The organism is Streptomyces sp. NPDC048484, assembly GCF_040651415.1.
Taxonomy (GTDB): domain Bacteria; phylum Actinomycetota; class Actinomycetes; order Streptomycetales; family Streptomycetaceae; genus Streptomyces.
In genome coordinates, this window is the sequence record NZ_JBEZJY010000023.1 from 115148 (window position 1) to 134238 (window position 19091).

Genomic DNA, 19091 nt, shown 5'->3' on the forward strand with positions numbered 1-19091 from the left:
CGACCGTCCCGCCATGTCATCGGCCTCTCGTCCGCAGCCCGTTGTCAGGGTACGCACGGTCTCCGCCACCGGATTCCCCAGAACAGGCCACACTGCTGCCGGGCGCCGCCTTCGGTGGCCGGGGCCCACAAGTGATGGGCACCGGGCGGCTCATGAAGCACAACGGCTCCGGTGCCGCCGTCCGGCCGGATGCCGCGGACTGGAGGAGCCTTTGCGAAGGCCCCTCCAGAACATCCGTCACGAGGCGGGGCATGCGCGATGTCTTGACGTGCCCCTGGCAAGGTGACTCCATGGGAGCGCTCCCACTTCCCCGAAACTCACGTTTCTTGGCGCTCACTCCCTGGAGTCGCAGTGAGAAGAACAAGAAGCACGACACGAAAGAGCCAAGTCGGCGCCCTGCTGGCCGGGCTGGCCGCTTTCCTGGGGCTCGTCGTTCTCGGTGCCCTCGTCCCGACTGCCGCACATGCCCAGTCGCCCGGGGCCTTCGCGACCGGCCTCCATATCGACGAGGGCCGCCTGCTCGAAGGCAACGGCAACGATTTCGTCATGCGCGGCGTCAACCACGCCCACACCTGGTACCCGGGTGAGACGCAGTCGCTGGCCGACATCAAGGCGTTCGGCACCAACACCGTCCGCGTCGTCCTCTCCAACGGCCACCGCTGGACCAAGAACAGCGCCGAGGACGTGACCGGCGTCATCGCCCAGTGCAAGGCCAACCGGCTCATCTGCGTACTGGAGGTACACGACACCACCGGTTACGCCGAGGAGGCCGCCGCGGCCACCCTCGACCAGGCCGCCGACTACTGGATCGGCCTGAAGAGCGTACTCGCCGGCCAAGAGAACTACGTCATCATCAACATCGGCAACGAGCCCTGGGGCAACACCGATCCCGCGGGCTGGACCGCCCCCACGATCGCCGCCGTCAAGAAGTTGCGCACCGCCGGGTTCGAGCACACCATCATGGTGGACGCACCCAACTGGGGCCAGGACTGGCAGGGCGTCATGCACGCCAACGCCCAGTCCGTCTACGATGCCGACACCACCGGCAACCTGATCTTCTCGATCCACATGTACAGCGTCTACGACACCGCGCAGGAGATCACCGACTACCTGAACGCGTTCGTGAGCGCCGAACTGCCCATCCTCATCGGTGAGTTCGGCGGGCCGGCCGACCAGTACGGCGACCCGGACGAGGACACCATGATGGCCGCGGCGCAGCAGCTCCGGCTCGGCTACCTCGCCTGGTCCTGGAGCGGCAACACCGACCCGATCCTCGACCTCGCGATCGGGTTCGACCCCAGCCGGCTCAGCTCCTGGGGCCAGCGCGTCTTCAACGGCGTCAACGGCATCGCCCAGACCTCCCGGGAAGCCACGATCTACGGCGGCGGAAACTCGGGCGACACCCAGGCCCCGACCGCACCGGGCACCCCCAGCGCCTCCGCCGTGGCAGCCACGTCCGTGACCCTCACCTGGACCGCCGCGACCGACAACGTCGGCGTCACCGGTTACGACATCGTCCGGGTGGGCGGCGGCTCCGAGAGCACGGTCGCCGCGTCCACCACCAACACCGCCACCGTGACCGGCCTCACCGCGGACACGGCGTACACCTTCGCCGTCTACGCACGGGACGCGGCGGGGAACCGGTCGGCCCGCTCGGCCTCGGTGACCGTCACCACCGACGACGGCGGCAGTACACCCGGCGCGGGCTGCGCCGTCGGCTACCGCGTCGTCAACGAGTGGCCGGGCGGCTTCCAGGGCGAACTCACCATCCGCAACACAGGCACCGCCGCCATCAAGGGCTGGAAACTGGTCTTCGCTTTCGCCAACGGCCAGACGGTCTCCAACATGTGGGGCGGAACCCCGACCCAGAGCGGTGCCACGGTGAGCGTCGCTCCCGCCTCGTACACGTCCGACATTCCCGTCAGTGGCTCGGTCGGCGTCGGCTTCACCGCCAACAAAGGTGCTGTCAACACCGTCCCGACCACGTTCACGCTCAACGGCACCGCCTGCGCCACCGCCTGACCCCGCTGTCACCGGCCGGCGGGGTCAGCGAGGGCCCCGTCGGCCAGTACACACACGCAAAGGCCGGCACAGTCAGGCGGTGTCCGGGGCCTGTTCGGCGGCGGTGCCGGGCACCGTGTAGAAGACGGACGATCCCTGCTTGGTGCGCTGGACCTGGCCCCGGGCGACGAGTCCTTCCACCGTGGTGCGCACGACCTTGGGCTTGATCTCACGGTCGGGATGGGCCTCGGCCAGCCCGGTGGCGACCTCCGCGGACGAACGCGGCTCGTTCTGACGGCCGAGGTGTTCGCGGATGAGTTCGACGAGGGTGGGCTTGCCGGCGGCAGACTTCGCGGCAGCGGGCTTGCTCGCTGCGGGCTTGGCGGCCGGCTTCGTGGAGGTGGCCTTCTTGCGCCTGCCCGCCGCGGTCGCGGCCGAAGCCTGTCGCGGTACCGAAGGCGCGGGCGCGGTGCTCTTCCCGGTGTTCGGGCCGGCCCCCGCGGGGCTGTCGCCGCCCAGCGCCCGCTGCAGTTCCGCCAGCAAGGACCGGTCGTGCCGCAGGGCACGCAACTGCTCCTCCAGTGCGCCCACTTCGGCGCCGATACGTTCTTGCTCCCGGGTGTTCCGTTCAAGGTCCCCGGCCACCTGGGCGGCGTACTGGGTCTTGAGCTCCGTGGCGGCCGATTCGACCTCGGACATGGCAGTGACCTTTCCTCGTCATCGTGTGGTGCTGGGGCCGGATGCTACTCGCATCATCCAGGCCATGATCCCGAACCTGTTCGGACCACTCCTGTGCGTCCGGGACTCGGAACATGGCGCTGTGGGCTGCGAAGTGCAGGCAGGACCGGATGCTGGAGACACCGCCCACCCGAGGGAAGCGATGTCTCAAATTCAACCTTCAAGGTGACCGCACAGCTGACTGTGCGGAGGCCCGACCGGGTCTTCGGCCGCGTCACCCGATCCGCACCTTTTTCGTTACGGCCGACACCCTTGACAGCCTGCGTACTGTTTCGCGACGTTTGAGCCTTGTCGGAGGCTTCGGGTCCCGCTCGCCGGACGGGGAACGTGCGCTTCGACGGCGTGAGTGGGGAGTCAGCCGAAGGGGTATCAGGATGCGGTTACCGCGTCCAGGGGGAAACGGGGGCGATCGTCCATGCCGTGTCTGCGGTCCATGCGGTCCATGCGTAGTGGTTCACGAGCCTTACAGGGTTGCGCCCCGGTCGGTACGTTCTTCACGGAGCCTGTGGAAGGACGGTTGATCTGAGGTGGAGACAAGCATCCACAGACCCGAGTCGCTGAGTGCTTCGCTGCGCCAGGCCTGGCACCGGGCGGCGGACGAGTCACCCGACTACGCCAACCCCTTCCTGTCACCGGAGTTCGCGGCCGGTATCGGCAGATATCGCAGCGGGGCGCGGGTGGCGGTCCTGCACGAAGGCGCAGAGGCCGTGGGCTTCTTCCCGTACGAGCGCAGCTCCCTCGGTGTGGGGCGGGCCATCGGTCTCGGCCTGTCCGACTGCCAGGCCCTCGTACATCGGCCCGGAGTCACCTGGGACACCGGGAAACTGCTGCGGGCCTGCGGGTTGTCCGTCTTCGAGTTCGATCACCTCGTCGAGGAACAGAAACCGTTCAACCGCTTTGTCACGGGAACGTTCGCGTCACCGGTGGTCGATCTGAAGGTCGGTGACGCCAGCTACGCGCAGTGGCTGCGCGGCGCGTACCCGGGGCTGGCCAAGACGACGCTCAAGAAGGAACGCCGCCTGGGACGTGATGTGGGCGAGATGCGCTTCGTCTTCGACGAGCGCGACCCCGCGATGCTGCGCAAACTCATGGAGTGGAAGTCCGCCCAGTACCGCAGGACCTCGCGGATGGACCGGTTCGCGAGGCCCTGGATCGTGAACGTGGTGGATCACCTGTTCCACGTCCGTGAGGAGCACTTCACCGGCGTCCTCTCGGTGGTGTACGCCGGTGACCGGCCGGTGGCCGCACACTTCGGACCGCGATCGCGCACGGTGTTCGCGGCCTGGTTCACCGCGTACGACCCCGACCTGCGGTACTACTCACCCGGGTTGATCATGCATCTCCGGATGGCGGAGGCCGCCGCCCGGGAGGGCGTGCGGATGATGGATCTGGGACGTGGGGACAAGGAGTACAAGGACTGGCTCAAGACCCGGGAGCTGCGCGTGGGGGAGGGCTTCGCGAGCCGCCCTCACCTGGTGGCGACGGCGCACCGGTTGTGGCGCCGACCGGTACGCGGCCTGCGGAACACGGTCCTGGCCCATCCCCGGCTGAGGGAGCCTGCCGACCGGCTGTTGAAGACAGCCGGCGCTCTGCGTACCTCCGCCGGCGCCGGCGCCGCGCGGAAGAGGTGACGGCGCCTGCCCGGGGCCCGGCCGGTTCGCTCGTCGGCGGAGAGCTGTGCGCCGGGCCGCGCTCTTGACCGCGGCCCGGGCGGTCAGCTGGGCTTCTCGCCCGTCTGGCAGACCTGGCGGGCGACCTCCCGCAGTTTGATGTTGCGGTCCTGGGACGTCTTCTTGAGCACCTTGAAGGCCGTGTCCTCGGTCAGACCGTAGCGCTCCATGAGGATGCCCATGGCCTCGCCGATCTCGTGACGGGTCTCCATCGCGTGGCTGAGCTGCTGATGCGTACGGGCCGCCGAGAAGGCCACGGCCGCGTGGGAGGCGAGGATCCAGCCGGCACGCCGAGCGGTCTCGTCGAAGTTGCCCGGGTTGTGCGAGTACACGTTCAGGGCGCCGAGGTTGTCGTCCTCGGTGAAGAGCAGGAAGCCCATCATGCTTCCCATCCCCAGTTTCCTCAGCTCGGGGGCGAGGCGGGGCCACTGCTTGTTCGGCTGCTGCATGTCCTCGATGGCATAGACCTGCTGGCGGTCGACCACGGCGTCGAAGCAGGGGCCTTCCCGCAGATCCTGTTGGATGCGGTCCGCATGGCGCACTACGTCGCTCGTCGCCGCCAAGGCGTTTACCTTGCCCTGGCGCACGGTGAGAATGCCGGCTTCGTCACACCCGTTGATCAGGACCTTCGCGTGTTCCACGACGCGGTCCAAGGTGCCCTGGGCGGAGTTCTGGGCCAGCAGGTCCCGCGCCATTTCCGCCACGGCGATCGCGAATTGCTCCCAGACCTCGCCCGGCTGCTCCGACATGTGTCACCTGCTCATCCGTTGGAGCGTCCTGGACATCGCTCCGTGAAGGTCCATCCTGCCATCGGAGCGTCCCCGTCGCGCCGGGGGAGGGTTCCCCGGCATCCGCTCGTACGCGATCGCTGGTGCTGTCGGACGCTCAGGCGGCGCCGCCTCACAAGGCTATTTGTTTCACCGGCGCGGTCCTGGGTGACCCGAAGGGGGGACTCAACCCATGAACAACACCATTGCGACCCAAGGAGACCCCCATGGAGGGCTGGCGCGAACACGCGGAGTGCCGCACCGTCGATCCCGATCTCTTCTTCCCCATCGGCACCACGGGCCCGGCGCTCGTACAGATCGAGGACGCGAAGAGCGTCTGCCGACGCTGCCCGGTGCGTGAGGAGTGTCTGAACTGGGCGCTCGACACGGGCCAGAGCATCGGCGTCTGGGGTGGCAAGAGCGAGGCCGAACGGCGCACCCTGAGGCGACGCGCCCGTAAGCGCGCGTCCCACGGGACCGGTGCGTAGCCGGCGTACCGACGACGTGACGTAACGGTTCGTCAGTACCGACAGGTGTCGGTCCTCGCGACGGGGGCAGACGGGTCTGCTGAGGGCGGCATTCAGTGCCGTACCCGAAGCCGTACCCGAACGAGCCCGAACGAGGTGGAGCAGTGAGCCTGGAGGAGGACCGAGCGTCCGGCCTCGTCGACGACACGGGCGACGAGGTGGCGGAGCCGTCCGAAGACGAGCGTGCCGCCTGGGCACGGGTGCGGCGCTCGGCCACGGGAATGCGCCACCATGAGGCGAAGGAAGCGCTGGAGGGCGCCCGCAGGGCGGCCGAGGAGGCGGCCGAGGGCGGGTCGCTCGTCGGCCGCGACGCGCTGATCGCGCAGGCGGAGATCGACGAATGGGAGCGCATCACCGAAGCGCTCTTCGATCACGCCGGCGTGTACGACACCGCGGACGATCCCTTCGTCCAGGGCGAACTGGAGGGTCGCGCGCATCATGCGCGGACACCGTCCGACCAGCCGGTGAAGGACGGTTCCTGAGCGTGGCTCGGAGCGGCTCGAAGCGGCCCCGGCCGCGTTGTCAGTGCTCTGCGGAAGAATGCCGAGCAGCGAGAACGTCATCGTTCCCGGTGACATGCGATCGAACCCGTCCGTCGAAAGGCCGCCCGCACATGACGCTCACTCTCCACCGCAGTGCCGAGCCGCAAGCGTCGAACGGAGAGTGCTGACCATGCTGCGAGCTCTCCCGCGTACGCCCGCGCCGCTCGGCCCCGGCGGCGCCGAGGTTCTGCGTCTCATCACGGTGCAGCGCGTCCCCGTCTGCCTGACCGTGCACGCCAATGGCCGACGTCGATACGGCTACTGGCAGGCCGCGGGCGCCGGCTCCGGGTACGGAGGCTGCTACGTGGCCCTGCCCACGGACGAGTGCGACGCGCTGCACGCGGCGGGCCGGATCGTGCTGGGGGACCCGGTGACAGATCCGGCGAAGACCACGTACCCGGTGCGTCCTGTGGCACGCGGCACCTCGTCGTCGGCGGCGGGGGTGCCTCGGCAGGCACTCACGGCGTGACCTCGTTCCGCACCGACGCATCCCGCACCGAAGCGTTCCGCACGGGCGTGTGCCTCACGGCCGCATGAGAGGTACCACGGCCGTGATGCGCTTTCCGCCGGCCTGGAGTTCCGAGATGCTGATGTCGCGGGCGAGACGGCACACGATCGGCCAGCCGTGGCCTCCGGGCCGCATGAAGCCCCGCTCGCTGACATGTTGCTTCGGCGCCGGGAGTTCCTGGCTGCGGTCGCTCACCGACAGACGTACGTCCCCGTTGTCCAGCGTCACCTCGAACCCGGTGACACCGCCGCCGTGCAGCATCGCGTTGGTCGTGAGTTCCGAGGCGACCAACAGAGCGTCGCCGATGATGTCGTCACCACCCAGGGTGTCGCGGCGCCGGCGGCGCCGCGCGTCTGCGAGCGCGTGCCTGACCTGCTCGCGCACCTCGGCCGGACTGCGCGGTCCGGACGGGGCGGGCCGAGACGGCGAGGTCGCCGAGTCGGTGGGAGGTGTTCGGTGCTCCGCGAGCATTTTTCTCGCCCCTTCGACTTAACAGAAGCAGGCCCGCCGCAAGAACGTGCGACGGGCCCTGTGCATTAGATGATCTTCAATGCCGGAAAATGCCGGAATGCGTCCTTGGCCTTCTCCTCGGCCTGACGATCGTTGCCCTTGACCTGCCCGGTCCTCCGTACGATCTGGTGTTACGCCTGACCGGATCTAGCCGGTCCAAACACGGCCTTTCGAGAATGCGACGAGATTCCCCTGAACGGCCGGATCGCGACCGCGAAGAAAGTAGATACTGCAATTAGATTGCGACCGGGGAGTGAAAGTGTGGACGTTCGTGAATGATCTTCGGCGCCCTCGCCCGCAGCCTCCCTTGTCCGGAGTGCTGACAGCGTGAAGCTAGGTCTGTAGATTGCTGCCGTCACGAAAATGCACAACATGAAGCGAGTTGTCGAGTCGCGCTTCACGTCGATCACCAGTGCTTTCCGTCAGGAGGAGCCCATGCGCAGGCGCATTCTGGGGTTTGCCGCAGTGCTGACCACCCTCGTCGCCGCAGCCGGATGCGGGTCGTCGGACTCGGGGGCCGGAGATTCGTCGTCCTCGGGCGGGGGCAAGACCACACGGGTCAAGGTCGGCATCATTCCGATCGTTGATGTGGCCCCGCTCTATCTGGGACAGAAGAAGGGGTTCTTCGGCAGTCGCGGCATCGAACTCGAGATGGTCAGTGCCCAGGGCGGCGCGGCGATCATCCCCGGTGTGGTGAGCGGCCAGTTCCAGTTCGGGTTCAGCAACACCACTTCGCTGATGGTCGCTCAGGTGAAGGGGGTCCCGGTCAAGTCCGTGGTCAACGGCGCGGCCTCCAACGGCAAGGTCGGGGGCGACGTCACCGGTGTGGGCGTCAGAAAGGACAGCTCGATCAAGTCGGCCGAGGACCTCGCGGGGCGCACGGTGGCGGTGAACACTCTGCGGAACATCGGGGACACCACGGTGCGCGAGTCGGTCCGTGCGGCCGGCGGTGACCCGGCCGAGGTCAAGTTCGTGGAGATACCGTTCGACCAGATGCCGGCGGCCCTGGACGACGGACGCGTGGACGCCGCGTGGATGGGTGAGCCCGCGATGACGATCGCCAAGGCGCAGGGGGTCCGCGTGGTGGCCTCGCCGTTCGCCGAGACGGATCCGAAGCTCACCGTGGCGACGTACTTCACCTCGGCCAAGCTGGAGAAGCAGGACCCGGACCTGGTGAAGAAGTTCACCGAGGCGATGACCGAGTCGCTGCGATACGCCACCGGCCACCCCGATGAGGCACGCCAGGTCCTCACCACGTACACCAAGATCAGCGGCGATGTCCTGAAGAAGCTCACGCTGCCGAGCTGGCCGCCGGACGTCGACAAGGCCTCCCTGGAGAAGCTGGCGTCCCTCGGTGAGCGGGACGGCCTCTTCGGCGACAAGAAGCCCGACCTGGACGCCCTCTTCTCCTGACCGGCGCTCGCCGTTGTGAGGGATCGCCTGATCGCGGGTGCCGTGGTGCCTCGCGCTGCGAGAGGCTGCTTCAGCCTGGTTGCACCGACCTGGCCGGATTGCCGGACCTATGGGCTCGGTCGCCTCCGAGAACGCGCGGGGCGATACCTTGGGGGTCCCATGCGTGTCCGAATGTGTGTGCGGTCACCTTCCGCCGCCCGGCCGCGATCGTCCAGGGCGCTACGGCTGAGGACTGGGGGCCGGACGGGCGACACGAGGAGACACAGGCGATGGGTACCGTCGTGCACGTCCCGCAGACGCGGGACATGATCGGGGAGGAACTCTCCGGCGACGAGGCACTCACCGCACTGCGGCGTTACGGAGGCGGTCGCCTGCTGGTGGACGCGTTCTCCCGCTTCCGTTACGCCGACGGTTTCACCAACGCGCGCTCCCTCGCGTTCCAGGTGGTCCTGGGCATGGTCCCCTTCACCATCGCTCTGGTGGGTGTCGCCACGACCGTCCACACCGAGAGCGTCGGACGGATCATCGAACTCACCCTCGGCCGGATCGTGCCCGGTGCCAGCGCCGATCTGGTCGAGGAAGCCCTGGACGAGACGGCGCGCAGTGCCGGGTCCGGTGTCTGGGGCGCCCTCGCGATGTGGCTGGGTCTGGCGTTCGCCGTGCTCAACCTGGCCTCGGCGATGGGCCAGATCGAACGGGGTGCCAACCGTATCTACGGCATCGAACGCGACCGGCCGTTCCTGGCCAAGTACGGCCGGTCCCTGCTCCTCGCCCTCACCGCGGGCATGCCCCTGGTCCTGGGATTCCTCGTCCTCGTCGCCGGTGACGCGGTGGGGGAGTCGGTGGTGGATGCCTTCGGCTGGTCCCGGGACGGTCTCGACTGGTGGGGGCCGCTGGAGGTGCCGCTGGGCGTGGCCCTGGCGTGGGTCGCCTCCGCGGTGATCTTCCGCTGGGCTCCTCGCAGGGACCAGCCGGGCTACACCTGGCTCGCCTTCGGCTCGGCGGTCCATCTGGTGCTGTGGGTCGCGGCCACCTGGCTGTTGGCGCTCTACGTCGCCAGGAGCGGGTCGTTCGGTGCCGTCTACGGCCCCCTCACCGCGTTCGTCGCCCTGCTGCTGTGGGCCAACCTCACCGGTATCGCGCTCTTCCTGGGCGTGGCCTTCGCCGCCCAGCTCGAAGCCGCCCGTGCCGGGATCACTGACACTGTGGAACCGGACCCGGGCTCCGGCCCCTGATTCCTGCCCTCCCGAGTCAGTGCCGCCGACCCTCCGGGTTCTCGGTGCGTTCAGTGCGTTCAGTGCGGTCCGTGTGTTCGGTGCGCTGGTCGTAGTACGCCCACAGCCCGACCGCCACGACAGCGGTGCCCGCGACCGCCACCACGCGCGGCACGCCCGAAGTGGCCAGGGCGACCAGACCGGTCGCCGCTCCACCACACAGCATGATCATGCGGCTGACGAGGCGCTGTCGGGGCGTCTGCGGCTCTTCCCGGTCCTTGAGATCGTGCAGGGCTTCGTGGGCCGGATGTCCGGAACCGCGCCGGGCGCGTGCCCGGTAGGCCAGTGCGTAGCTGATCACTGCGTACAGAGCCAGAGCCCCCAAGGCCCAGAGCCAGCCTTCGGGGTCGCCGCTGCTTCCGCGTGCCAGATGCATGACACCTCTCCTCCCTTTCGGCATCCGGATGCCCCTGAAACCCCGAGAAACCCCGGGGCGCGCGAAATGCCTGCCACACGGTGGGAAACCCCAGGCTCCACTGACGGAGCGTCACCTTGGGAGAGGGCGGGGTCGATGGAAAAGAACGACGCAGAACCCTAGGGACCGACTGGACGGTATGTCATTCTACGGGGCAGGACGAGACGGGTGCCGGCCATCGCGGAGAGCCGCGGCCGACAGGCGGGGCCGCGCACGGGCCGCTGTGAGCGCACCGCCACGGAGCCGACGCCCTGGGAGAACGCGATGCATCAGGCAGTACGGTCCCGAGTCGAGCTCGGTCACGGACCGCCGTCCGCCGCGCTGTCGCGTGCCCCGAAGCCCCGTTCACTGATCGACGCCGACGCTCTTCGCGTCCTGCATCGGTCGGCCCGGGTGCTCCTGAACAACCTCCCCGAGGTGACCGACCGGCTCGTGGCGGTGCTGCGGGAACGGGAACCCGCCTACCGGAGCACCCTGGAGAGCGATCCCGCGGGCACGTGGCAGGAGGTGCACCGGTCGCTCCGGCACAGTGTCGGTTCCCTGCTGGACCCGCGGAGCGCCCGGGACCCGGCCCTGCGCTGCTCGTCGAAGATCGGCGCCGCACGCGCCGAACAGGGTCTGCCGCTGGACGCGCTCCTGCACGCCTTCCGGCTCGGCGGGTCCCTGGTCTGGCAGATGCTGGTCGAGGAGACCTCCCGGGCCGCCCCCGAGGATGTCCGCCTGCTCGTCCATGTGGCAGCCGACGTATGGAACTTCGTCGACGAGCACTGCACCCTCGTGGCGGAGGTCTACCGCAAGGTCGAGCGTCAGCACGCCTGGCGCCAGGAACACCGGGTGCGGCTGCTGACCGCGGCGCTGCTCGACGGCACGAGCCGTATCGCCGACGTCGCCGACACGGCCGAGGCCCTGGACCTGCCGGAACAGGGCCGGTACGCCGTGGTCGCCGTGGCGAGCGGACGTCAGGTCGGCCGCGCCTCCCCGCCCGCCGTCGTCGTCCCGGGCGGTGCGCGCGTGCACTGGCACACGGGGGCGGACATCGACCACGGCGTCGTCCTGGTCGGTGACGGAGACCCGCCCGCACCGACCATGGCGCCGACTGCCCCCGCGGGTACGAGAGTCGGAGTCGGACCCGTCGTGGCGGGGCTGGCCGCGGTGGGCGACGCCCGCAGGCTGGCGGACATGGCTCTGAGTATGTGTGCGGACGGCGGAGGCACCGTACAGCTGACCGAGCAGCTGCCGGCGGCCCTCGTGATGTCGTGCCCCGAGCTGGGCGGCGCGCTGGCCCGGAAGGTCCTCGGGCCGCTGCTGTGTCTGGAGCCGTCCGACCGCGACATCCTGCTGGACACGCTGGCGGCGTGGCTCGAGTGCGACGGCTCGGCGCAACGGGCGAGTGTGCGTCTGTACTGCCATCGCAACACCGTCCTGAACCGGCTGAAGCGGTGCGAGCAGCTGACCGGCCGCTCGCTGGCCCGGCCGGCCGACATGGTGGAGTTCAGCCTCGCGCTGACCGCCCGCCGCCTCCTGCGCGACTGAGGGCAGCGCCCGATGTGCCCGGCCAAATGCCTCCAGCAGGTGAGGTGCCGCCAGGTGATGTACCACCAGGTGGTGTGCGTGATGTCCAGTAATGTGATCGTTTGAAAGTTACCTCAGGGTATGTCGTGACTTCTCGTGGGGCTGACAGTAGAACCCGTTTCACTCTATGGAGAGTGAGGCGCCCGCATGAACGACGATTCCCCACGTGGGATCCACGTGAGAGGTGTGTCCCGCCGAAGATTCATAACTGGAACAGGTTCTCTTCTTGGGTCGGCGGCACTCGCCGGCCAGGTGGTCCCGGCCCACGCCGCCGCCACCGCAGCCGCAGTGATCGAACCAGGGGCGCACGTGCCCGCCCTCGTGATCGGCACCGGATACGGCGGCTCCGTGGCCGCTCTGCGCCTGGCCCAGGCGGGTGTCGACGTACACATGGTCGAGATGGGCATGGCCTGGGACACCCCCGGGTCGGACGGCAAGATCTTCGCCAACACGACGAGCCCCGACTACCGGTCCTACTGGTTGCGCACCAGGACGAAGCAGCCGCTCAGCAACTTCCTCGGATTCCCCATCGACAAGGACGTCCCGCGACACACCGGAATCCTGGACGCCGAGGAGATGGGCGGCATCATCGTCTACCAGGGCCGCGGTGTCGGCGGCGGCTCACTGGTCAACGGAGGCATGGCGGTCACCCCCAGGCGCGAGAACTTCGGCGCCGTCCTGCCGTCGGTCGACGCCGACGAGATGTACTCCGTCCACTACCCGCGCGCCAACGCGGGCCTCGGGGTCGGCACGGTCGACCCGACGTGGTTCGAGACCGCCGACTGCTATCAGTTCGCCCGGGTCGGCCGTAGGCACGCCCAGCGTTCGGGCTTCCCGTTCGTCTTCGTGCCCGACGTGTACGACTGGGACTACATGGAACAGGAGGCCGCCGGGACCGTACCGAAGTCCGCACTCGCGGGCGAGATCCTCTATGGCAACAACTACGGCAAGAAGTCCTTGCAGAAGACCTACCTCGCCAAGGCGAAGGCGACCGGACGGGTCTCCATCTCAGCACTGCACAAGGTCACTTCCGTCGCCCCGGCGACCGGTGGCCGCTACACGGTCGTCATCGACCAGCTCAACACCACCGGCGGCACCACGGCCACCAAGACCGTCACCGCGGACCGGGTGTTCTTCGCGGCCGGCAGCGTCGGCACCAGCAAGCTCCTGGTGAGACTCAAGGCCACCGGCGCGCTGCCGGGCCTCAACGGCGAGGTGGGCAGGGGCTGGGGCGACAACGGCAACGTGATGTGCGGCCGCGCCAACCACCTGTGGGACCCCACCGGCGCCGTTCAGTCGTCCATCCCCTGCTCCGGCATCGACAACTGGGCCGCGGGCGGCGCGTTCGCCGAGGTGGCCCCCCTGCCCACCGGCATCGAGACCTACGCCTCGTTCTATCTGTCGATCACCAAGAACCCCAACCGCGCCCAGTTCTCGTACAACGCCGGGACGGGCAACGTCGATCTCAACTGGCAGACCGCCTGGAAGCAGCCGTCCATCGACATGGCCAAGACGATCTTCGACAAGATCAACGCCAAGGAGGGCACGATCTACCGGACCGATCTCTTCGGTGCCTACAAGATCTGGGGCGACCACCTCACCTACCACCCCCTGGGCGGCGCGGTGCTCAACAAGGCGACGGACAACTACGGCCGCCTGCACGGACATCCGGGTCTGTACGTCATCGACGGCGCGCTCGTCCCGGGCAACACCAGCGTCAACCCGTTCGTCACCATCACGGCGCTCGCCGAACGGAACATCGAAGCGATCATCGCCGCGGACCTGTAGGGACACCGGGGTACGGAACCGGGGCCGCCCGGACCAACGGACGGTCCCGGACCGGCCGGGTGCCTGTCAGTGCCCCGGCAGTACGCACATGGCGTCCAGCCCCAGCACGCGGTTGAGCCGCCCGAACGCCAGCCACGAGCCGAGACTCATGGTCAGCTCCACGATCTCGGCCTGGCTGTAGTGCGCGGCCATCCGGTCCCAGAACTCCTCGTCGAGACCGTGGTGGTCCAGGGCGTACCGCTCCGCGTACTCGGCGGCCAGGCGGGCGCGCTCGTCGAGGCCGTCGGCCGTGCGCCACTTCGCCACCGCGTCGGCGAAGTCCTCCTCGACCTTGAGCCCGTCTCGCTCGGTCCGCCAGTCGAGGCAGAAGAGGCAGCCGTTGATCTGCGCGATCCGAAGCCGCGCCGCCTCGAACTCGCGCAGCCCCAGGGTCGTATGGGCGTAGACGGCCAGCGAGAAGTCCGCGGCGGCGGGCCCTATCCCGGGGACCAGCTCGCCCCACACGTACTCGATCGGGTTCTTGCCGTCGGGGATGTCGATGTTCATCCGGGGCTCCTTCGGGTCCGCGGTGTCACTTCCTGCCGAGCCGTCCGACCGCCGGGCGCAGCGGGACGTCGAGCGCGTCGTACAGTCCCGGCTCCGCGTCCACGAGCCAGTCGATGGCGCCGACCAGCCGGCCGACCGCCGTGGCGTTCCCGCCCGCGGACCGGTTCTCGCCCTCGTCGGTCGCCTCGACGGTGATCTCGATGCGCGGGCGGCCCTCGATGATCACCCGGTGCGCCCCGTCGTCGCCTGGCGGCGTGGGCCAGTCCGGAGCGCAGGACGGGTGGATCCGGGTGACGTGCTCGATGACGATGCGAGGTTCACCCCCGACGAAACCCTGCACCTCGAAGCGCACCGCGCCCTGGGTGCCGGCCTCGAACACGCCCATCGTCCGGGTGCTCACCGTGGCGTCCAGCGCGCGGCGCTGCAAGGTCTCGCGTATCTCGTCCAGTTCGACGCCGAGGGCCCTGGCCATCAGACGTATCTGCCCGTCCCACACCATCGTCGGGATCGAGGGGGCGAGCATCAGCGGCTCGTAGTCCATCGGCCGGCCCATCCCGACCAGATGCCGCACCGACTCCTCCTGCTCGTACGTGGAGTAGTCGAAGATCTCCTGGCAGCGGATGGCGTCGACGACGGTGCCCAGACCGCTCATCAGCAGGGGCAGTACGTCGTTGCCCCAGCCCGGGTCGACGCCGGAGACGAACAGCGACCCGCCGCCGTCCGCGACGGCGGCGAGTACGGGCTCACGGAACTCGGGCGGGGCGTTGCGCTGGTCGTAGAGCGGATACAGCGCCGGAGTGACGACCACGGCGCCGCTCCGGATCGCCCTGCCGATGTCGGCCAGGGCCTCGTCGGGCCGGATGTCGCCCGACGCCGCGTAGACGACGGCGCGGGGGCCGTCGGCCAGGACGGCGTCGATGTCGTCGGTCGCCGCGACACCCAGGCCGCGGTCGAGGCCGCCGAGTTCGCCCGCGTCCCGGCCGACCTTGTCCGGGCTGTGCACGAGTACGGCCGCGAGGTCGAGCAGCGGGTGCGCCTCGACCGCGCGGATCGCCGCGCGGCCCACGTTGCCGGTACCCCAGACCACCGTGGAAATCATGCGGGGAGCGTAACCTGACGAGTCGTCAGTTTCCATAGCCCCGCAGCGATCTGCCGGGGTGTGCCCGGGTGGGTCGCGGAGGGTGTGAGGGGCGGGTGTGGGGCCTGTCCGGCGGTCGGTAGGTAACGGTTTCCCAGCGGTGCGGCCGTGCCGTTGCCTGACGGCCTCTGCGTGATAGTCTTGATCCAGTTGCAGTTGTAGTTCCCGCACACTTCAAGTGCCGCAGGCGAATTCGTATTCGTCGGGCACTTCTGTATTTCCGGCATTTCGTTCCGGACGGGGTCAATTGCGGCGACACAGGGGTCCACACAGTGCGGGCCCCCGGGTACTGCCCCGAAAGGGATATGACATGGCTACTGGAACCGTTAAGTGGTTCAACTCGGAAAAGGGCTTCGGCTTCATCGAGCAGGATGGCGGCGGCCCGGACGTCTTCGCCCACTACTCGAACATCGCCACTCAGGGCTTCCGTGAGCTTCAGGAAGGCCAGAAGGTGACCTTCGACGTCACGCAGGGTCAGAAGGGCCCGCAGGCGGAGAACATCACTCCTGCCTGATGACGTAGCGCGCAAGGCGGCTGGGGTCCCACTTCATGGTGGGGCCCCAGCTTGCTGCTTTCTCAAGCCCGACGCCGTTTCCCTTCGGTGGGTCGCGTCGGCGTGGTCGGATCCGTTTCGACTTAAATTTCGGCTCGTTCTTGCAATTCATTCGGCATCCGTATGCCGAGGATTCCTCGATACGTGCCATATCGAGGAAGGTTCTTCATGAACCGGTCAGCTCGTACGAACGATCGTTTCTCAAACAACCGCAAGGACGGCTTCGGCGGTTCCGACCGCGGCGGCCGGTCCCGCTCGCCGGGCCAGGGCCGTCCCGCCATCCGGCCGGGCGGCAGCGGACGGCGTCCCGCCGCGGTGCAGGGGGAGTTCGCCCCGCCGACCACCATCACTCCCGCCCTCCCTGCGGTGGCGACCTTCGGTGAACTGGGCCTGCCCGCCGAGCTGCTGGAGACGCTCACCGGCCTCGGTATGGAGGAGCCGTTCCCGATCCAGGCCGCCACGCTGCCGAACTCGCTCGCGGGCCGCGACGTGCTGGGCCGTGGCCGCACCGGCTCGGGCAAGACGCTCGCCTTCGGTCTCGCGCTCCTGGTCCGCACGGCCGGGCAGCGTGCCGAGCCGCGGAAACCACTGGCCCTGATCCTCGTCCCCACGCGCGAGCTGGCCCAGCAGGTCACCGACGCGCTCACGCCGTACGCCCGGTTGCTGAAGCTGCGGCTGGCCACCGTCGTCGGCGGTATGTCGATCGGTCGGCAGGCCGGCGCACTGCGTTCCGGTGCCGAGGTCGTCGTCGCCACCCCGGGCCGTCTCATGGACCTCGTCGAGCGCAAGGACTGCCGCCTGGACCGGGTCGGCATCACGGTCCTGGACGAGGCGGACCAGATGGCCGACATGGGCTTCATGCCCCAGGTCACCCAGCTCCTCGACCAGGTGCGGCCCGAAGGCCAGCGCATGCTGTTCTCGGCGACGCTGGACCGCAACATCGACCTCCTGGTCCGCCGCTACCTCCATGACCCGGTGGTCCACTCGGTCGACCCGTCGGCCGGTGCCGTCACCACGATGGAGCACCACGTGCTGTACGTGCACGGTGCCGACAAGTACGCCACCGCCACGGAGATCGCCGCCCGCGACGGGCGAGTGCTCATGTTCCTCGACACCAAGCACTCCGTCGACCAGTTCACCAGGCACCTGCTCGGCAGCGGTGTGCGGGCCGCGGCCCTGCACGGCGGCAAGTCGCAGCCCCAGCGCAACCGCACCCTGGCACAGTTCAAGAGTGGCCAGGTCACCGTGCTGGTGGCGACCAACGTGGCGGCCCGTGGCATCCACGTGGACGATCTCGATCTTGTCGTCAACGTCGACCCGCCCGGCGACCACAAGGACTACCTGCACCGCGGAGGCCGTACGGCCAGAGCCGGCGAGTCCGGCAGCGTCGTCACGCTGGTGACTCCCAACCAGCGCCGCGACATGACCCGTCTGATGTCCGACGCCCGCATCCGGCCGCAGGTCACGCAGGTCCGCTCCGGTGAGGCCGAGCTCAGCCGCATCACCGGCGCCCAGGTGCCCTCCGGCGTCCCCCTCGCAGGCGGCGCCCCGATCGCGGAGCGCCCTCAGCGCGGCGGCACACCCTTCCGGGGCATGGGCACCCGCCCGGGACGATCCGGTGGTGAGTCCCGCCGGTCGGCCGAGGCCCGTCAGACGGCGGAGGCCCGGAAGGCCGCCCGGATCCGTCGCGGCGCGTAGGCCGGTCGGGGCGCGGGCCGACGGCCGATGGCCTGGGGCCCCGCGGTCTCGTGGGCGGTGTCGAGCGGCGGTGAACGCTTGGATCCACCATTCTGGACGCAGATGCGATCACATTGCCCACATTGGGGAAGTCGAGTCCCATGACTGAATCAGAGTTTCCGCCGGAAGGCCGACCCGTCGATCTTTACCTCGATCTGTTGCGTGTCCGCATGACCCCATCCGACTACGCTCTGCTGCTGCGCATGGTCGAACCCGTCCTCGCAGCCATGCAGGAGCAACGGGCAGGCCCGATCGAGCTGAATCTGGAGGGCGAGGACGGAGCGGGCGTCTCGCAGGAGGTCCGCGACGAGGCGTCCCTCGTCGTGGCGGTCGCCGTCACCGGGCGTATGGACAACCAGATCGTCGAGATCGAGACCGAGGAGGACGGACCCGTCAGGGTCGTGACGGACTCGGGCACCGCGGCGGATCCCGCCCGGTGCCAGGAGATCGCCGACTTCATCGGTGAGCGTCACCGGCAGGACGAGGAACTGCGAGGCATCGCCGAGGTGAGCGGCCTGCCCACCGACGTCTGACGCGCGCCGTTGCCAGACTCGTCACACGGCACGGGTTCTCGGCATGCCCGGGGCCGGGACCTGCGAGGCTGGCCCCGTGTCGATCACCTCATCCGTGCCGGAGCCGATCACGCCCGACGCCCCGGTCGTACTGCACCGTCCGCTGCTCACCCAGCAGTGGCTGGACCTCGCCTTCGTGCACTGGGCCGTGGACCCGGCCGCCGTGGCGGCGCTGCTGCCGGCCGGCACCACCCCTGACACCCTGGACGGTGCCACCTTCGTCGGTCTGGTCGCCTTCCGCATGCACCGGGTGGGCTGGTGGCGAATGCCGGGCGTGCCCTACTTCGGCTCGTTCCCGGAGACCAACGTGCGCCTGTACTCGGTGGACGAGCACGGGCGGCGTGGTGTGGTCTTCCGTTCCATGGACGCGTCCCGGCTCCTACCGGTGGTCCTGGGGCGCCTCGGTTTCCGGCTGCCGTACGTGTGGTCCCGGATGTCCGTCAGGACCGCCGGGGACACGGTCGGCTACACCAGCGTGCGGCGCGTGCCGGGCCCGCGGGGCGCGTACAGCCGTCTCGTCGTCAGGCCGGGGGAGCGCATAGCGGAGCCGACCGATCTCGAACACTTCCTGACCGCCCGGTGGGGTATGCACAACCCGTTCTCCGGCGAGGCGGGCTTCCTGCCGAACGACCATCCCCGCTGGCCGCTGCACCGCGCGACGCTGATCTCGTGCGAGGAGAACCTCGTCCGGTCGGCCGGGCTGCCGGCACCGACAGGGGATCCGGTGAGCGTGCTGTACTCGCCGGGAGTCCCCGTACGCCTCGGCCGCGCGACGACGGGCCCGCCGCGCGGATGAGGCCCGCCGGGGCCAGGAGCGCCC

19 protein-coding genes are annotated in these 19091 nt (G+C 69.0%); 13 read left to right on the top strand and 6 right to left on the bottom strand.

All coding sequences use genetic code 11. The annotated features are described in order from the left end of the window. Positions 1-351: 351 nt before the first annotated feature. Positions 352-2022 (top strand): cellulase family glycosylhydrolase, encoded by a 1671-nt coding sequence (locus AB0D14_RS23790; RefSeq protein ID WP_362782182.1) that lies wholly within the window; start codon positions 352-354, stop codon positions 2020-2022. Between the two features lie 72 nt (positions 2023-2094). Here AB0D14_RS23790 and AB0D14_RS23795 read toward each other — a convergent pair whose 3' ends face one another. Further along, complete coding sequence (locus tag AB0D14_RS23795) at positions 2095-2700, bottom strand: hypothetical protein (protein ID WP_362782184.1); 606 nt, start codon at positions 2698-2700, stop codon at positions 2095-2097. 566 nt (positions 2701-3266) lie between these two features. Here AB0D14_RS23795 and AB0D14_RS23800 point away from each other — a divergent pair. Next, a complete protein-coding gene (locus tag AB0D14_RS23800; RefSeq protein ID WP_362782187.1) occupies positions 3267-4370 on the top strand; it encodes a GNAT family N-acetyltransferase in 1104 nt (367 codons plus the stop codon). Positions 4371-4453: 83 nt separating this feature from the next. On the opposite strand, the gene AB0D14_RS23805 is transcribed toward AB0D14_RS23800, so the two are convergent. After that, positions 4454-5158, bottom strand: a complete 705-nt coding sequence (locus AB0D14_RS23805) for a GAF and ANTAR domain-containing protein (RefSeq protein ID WP_362782189.1) — start codon at positions 5156-5158, stop codon at positions 4454-4456. 245 nt (positions 5159-5403) lie between these two features. Here AB0D14_RS23805 and AB0D14_RS23810 point away from each other — a divergent pair, with 245 nt between their 5' ends. From AB0D14_RS23810 to AB0D14_RS23820, 3 genes are all read left to right on the top strand, one after another. Beyond that, complete coding sequence (locus tag AB0D14_RS23810) at positions 5404-5664, top strand: WhiB family transcriptional regulator (protein ID WP_362782191.1); 261 nt, start codon at positions 5404-5406, stop codon at positions 5662-5664. 143 nt (positions 5665-5807) lie between these two features. Next, positions 5808-6185 (top strand): hypothetical protein, encoded by a 378-nt coding sequence (locus tag AB0D14_RS23815; protein WP_362782193.1) that lies wholly within the window; start codon positions 5808-5810, stop codon positions 6183-6185. Between the two features lie 190 nt (positions 6186-6375). After that, entirely contained in the window at positions 6376-6714 is a 339-nt protein-coding gene (locus AB0D14_RS23820; RefSeq protein ID WP_362782196.1) for a hypothetical protein, read from the top strand. 54 nt (positions 6715-6768) lie between these two features. Here the strand turns inward: AB0D14_RS23820 and AB0D14_RS23825 are convergent, their stop codons facing one another. Beyond that, entirely contained in the window at positions 6769-7224 is a 456-nt protein-coding gene (locus AB0D14_RS23825) for an ATP-binding protein (protein ID WP_362782198.1), read from the bottom strand. Between the two features lie 474 nt (positions 7225-7698). On the opposite strand from AB0D14_RS23825, the gene AB0D14_RS23830 reads away from it, so the two are divergent. Further along, positions 7699-8676: an ABC transporter substrate-binding protein gene (locus tag AB0D14_RS23830; RefSeq protein WP_362782329.1), complete on the top strand. Its 978-nt coding sequence runs from the start codon at positions 7699-7701 to the stop codon at positions 8674-8676. A gap of 269 nt (positions 8677-8945) precedes the next feature. Next, the gene (locus AB0D14_RS23835; RefSeq protein ID WP_362782200.1) at positions 8946-9911 is read left to right on the top strand and encodes a YihY/virulence factor BrkB family protein; all 966 of its coding nucleotides are present in this window, start codon (positions 8946-8948) and stop codon (positions 9909-9911) included. Positions 9912-9927: 16 nt separating this feature from the next. On the opposite strand, the gene AB0D14_RS23840 is transcribed toward AB0D14_RS23835, so the two are convergent. After that, entirely contained in the window at positions 9928-10326 is a 399-nt protein-coding gene (locus AB0D14_RS23840) for a hypothetical protein (RefSeq protein WP_362782202.1), read from the bottom strand. Positions 10327-10629: 303 nt separating this feature from the next. On the opposite strand from AB0D14_RS23840, the gene AB0D14_RS23845 reads away from it, so the two are divergent. Together AB0D14_RS23845 and AB0D14_RS23850 are read left to right on the top strand one after the other, a co-directional pair. Then, a complete protein-coding gene (locus AB0D14_RS23845; RefSeq protein WP_362782205.1) occupies positions 10630-11898 on the top strand; it encodes a helix-turn-helix domain-containing protein in 1269 nt (422 codons plus the stop codon). A 186-nt stretch (positions 11899-12084) separates the two neighbouring features. Beyond that, complete coding sequence (locus tag AB0D14_RS23850; protein WP_362782208.1) at positions 12085-13725, top strand: GMC oxidoreductase; 1641 nt, start codon at positions 12085-12087, stop codon at positions 13723-13725. Positions 13726-13791: 66 nt separating this feature from the next. On the opposite strand, the gene AB0D14_RS23855 is transcribed toward AB0D14_RS23850, so the two are convergent. Next, positions 13792-14271: a carboxymuconolactone decarboxylase family protein gene (locus AB0D14_RS23855; protein WP_362782211.1), complete on the bottom strand. Its 480-nt coding sequence runs from the start codon at positions 14269-14271 to the stop codon at positions 13792-13794. A 25-nt stretch (positions 14272-14296) separates the two neighbouring features. After that, positions 14297-15370: a dihydrodipicolinate reductase gene (locus AB0D14_RS23860; protein WP_362782214.1), complete on the bottom strand. Its 1074-nt coding sequence runs from the start codon at positions 15368-15370 to the stop codon at positions 14297-14299. Positions 15371-15719: 349 nt separating this feature from the next. On the opposite strand from AB0D14_RS23860, the gene AB0D14_RS23865 reads away from it, so the two are divergent. The 4 genes from AB0D14_RS23865 (at position 15720) to AB0D14_RS23880 (ending at position 19067) form a co-directional block, all read left to right on the top strand. Then, positions 15720-15923 (top strand): cold-shock protein, encoded by a 204-nt coding sequence (locus AB0D14_RS23865; protein ID WP_055510728.1) that lies wholly within the window; start codon positions 15720-15722, stop codon positions 15921-15923. 207 nt (positions 15924-16130) lie between these two features. Then, complete coding sequence (locus AB0D14_RS23870; protein ID WP_362782216.1) at positions 16131-17660, top strand: DEAD/DEAH box helicase; 1530 nt, start codon at positions 16131-16133, stop codon at positions 17658-17660. Positions 17661-17800: 140 nt separating this feature from the next. Next, a complete protein-coding gene (locus tag AB0D14_RS23875) occupies positions 17801-18232 on the top strand; it encodes a hypothetical protein (protein ID WP_362782219.1) in 432 nt (143 codons plus the stop codon). A gap of 76 nt (positions 18233-18308) precedes the next feature. Next, positions 18309-19067, top strand: a complete 759-nt coding sequence (locus AB0D14_RS23880; RefSeq protein WP_362782221.1) for a DUF2071 domain-containing protein — start codon at positions 18309-18311, stop codon at positions 19065-19067. Positions 19068-19091: the final 24 nt, after the last annotated feature.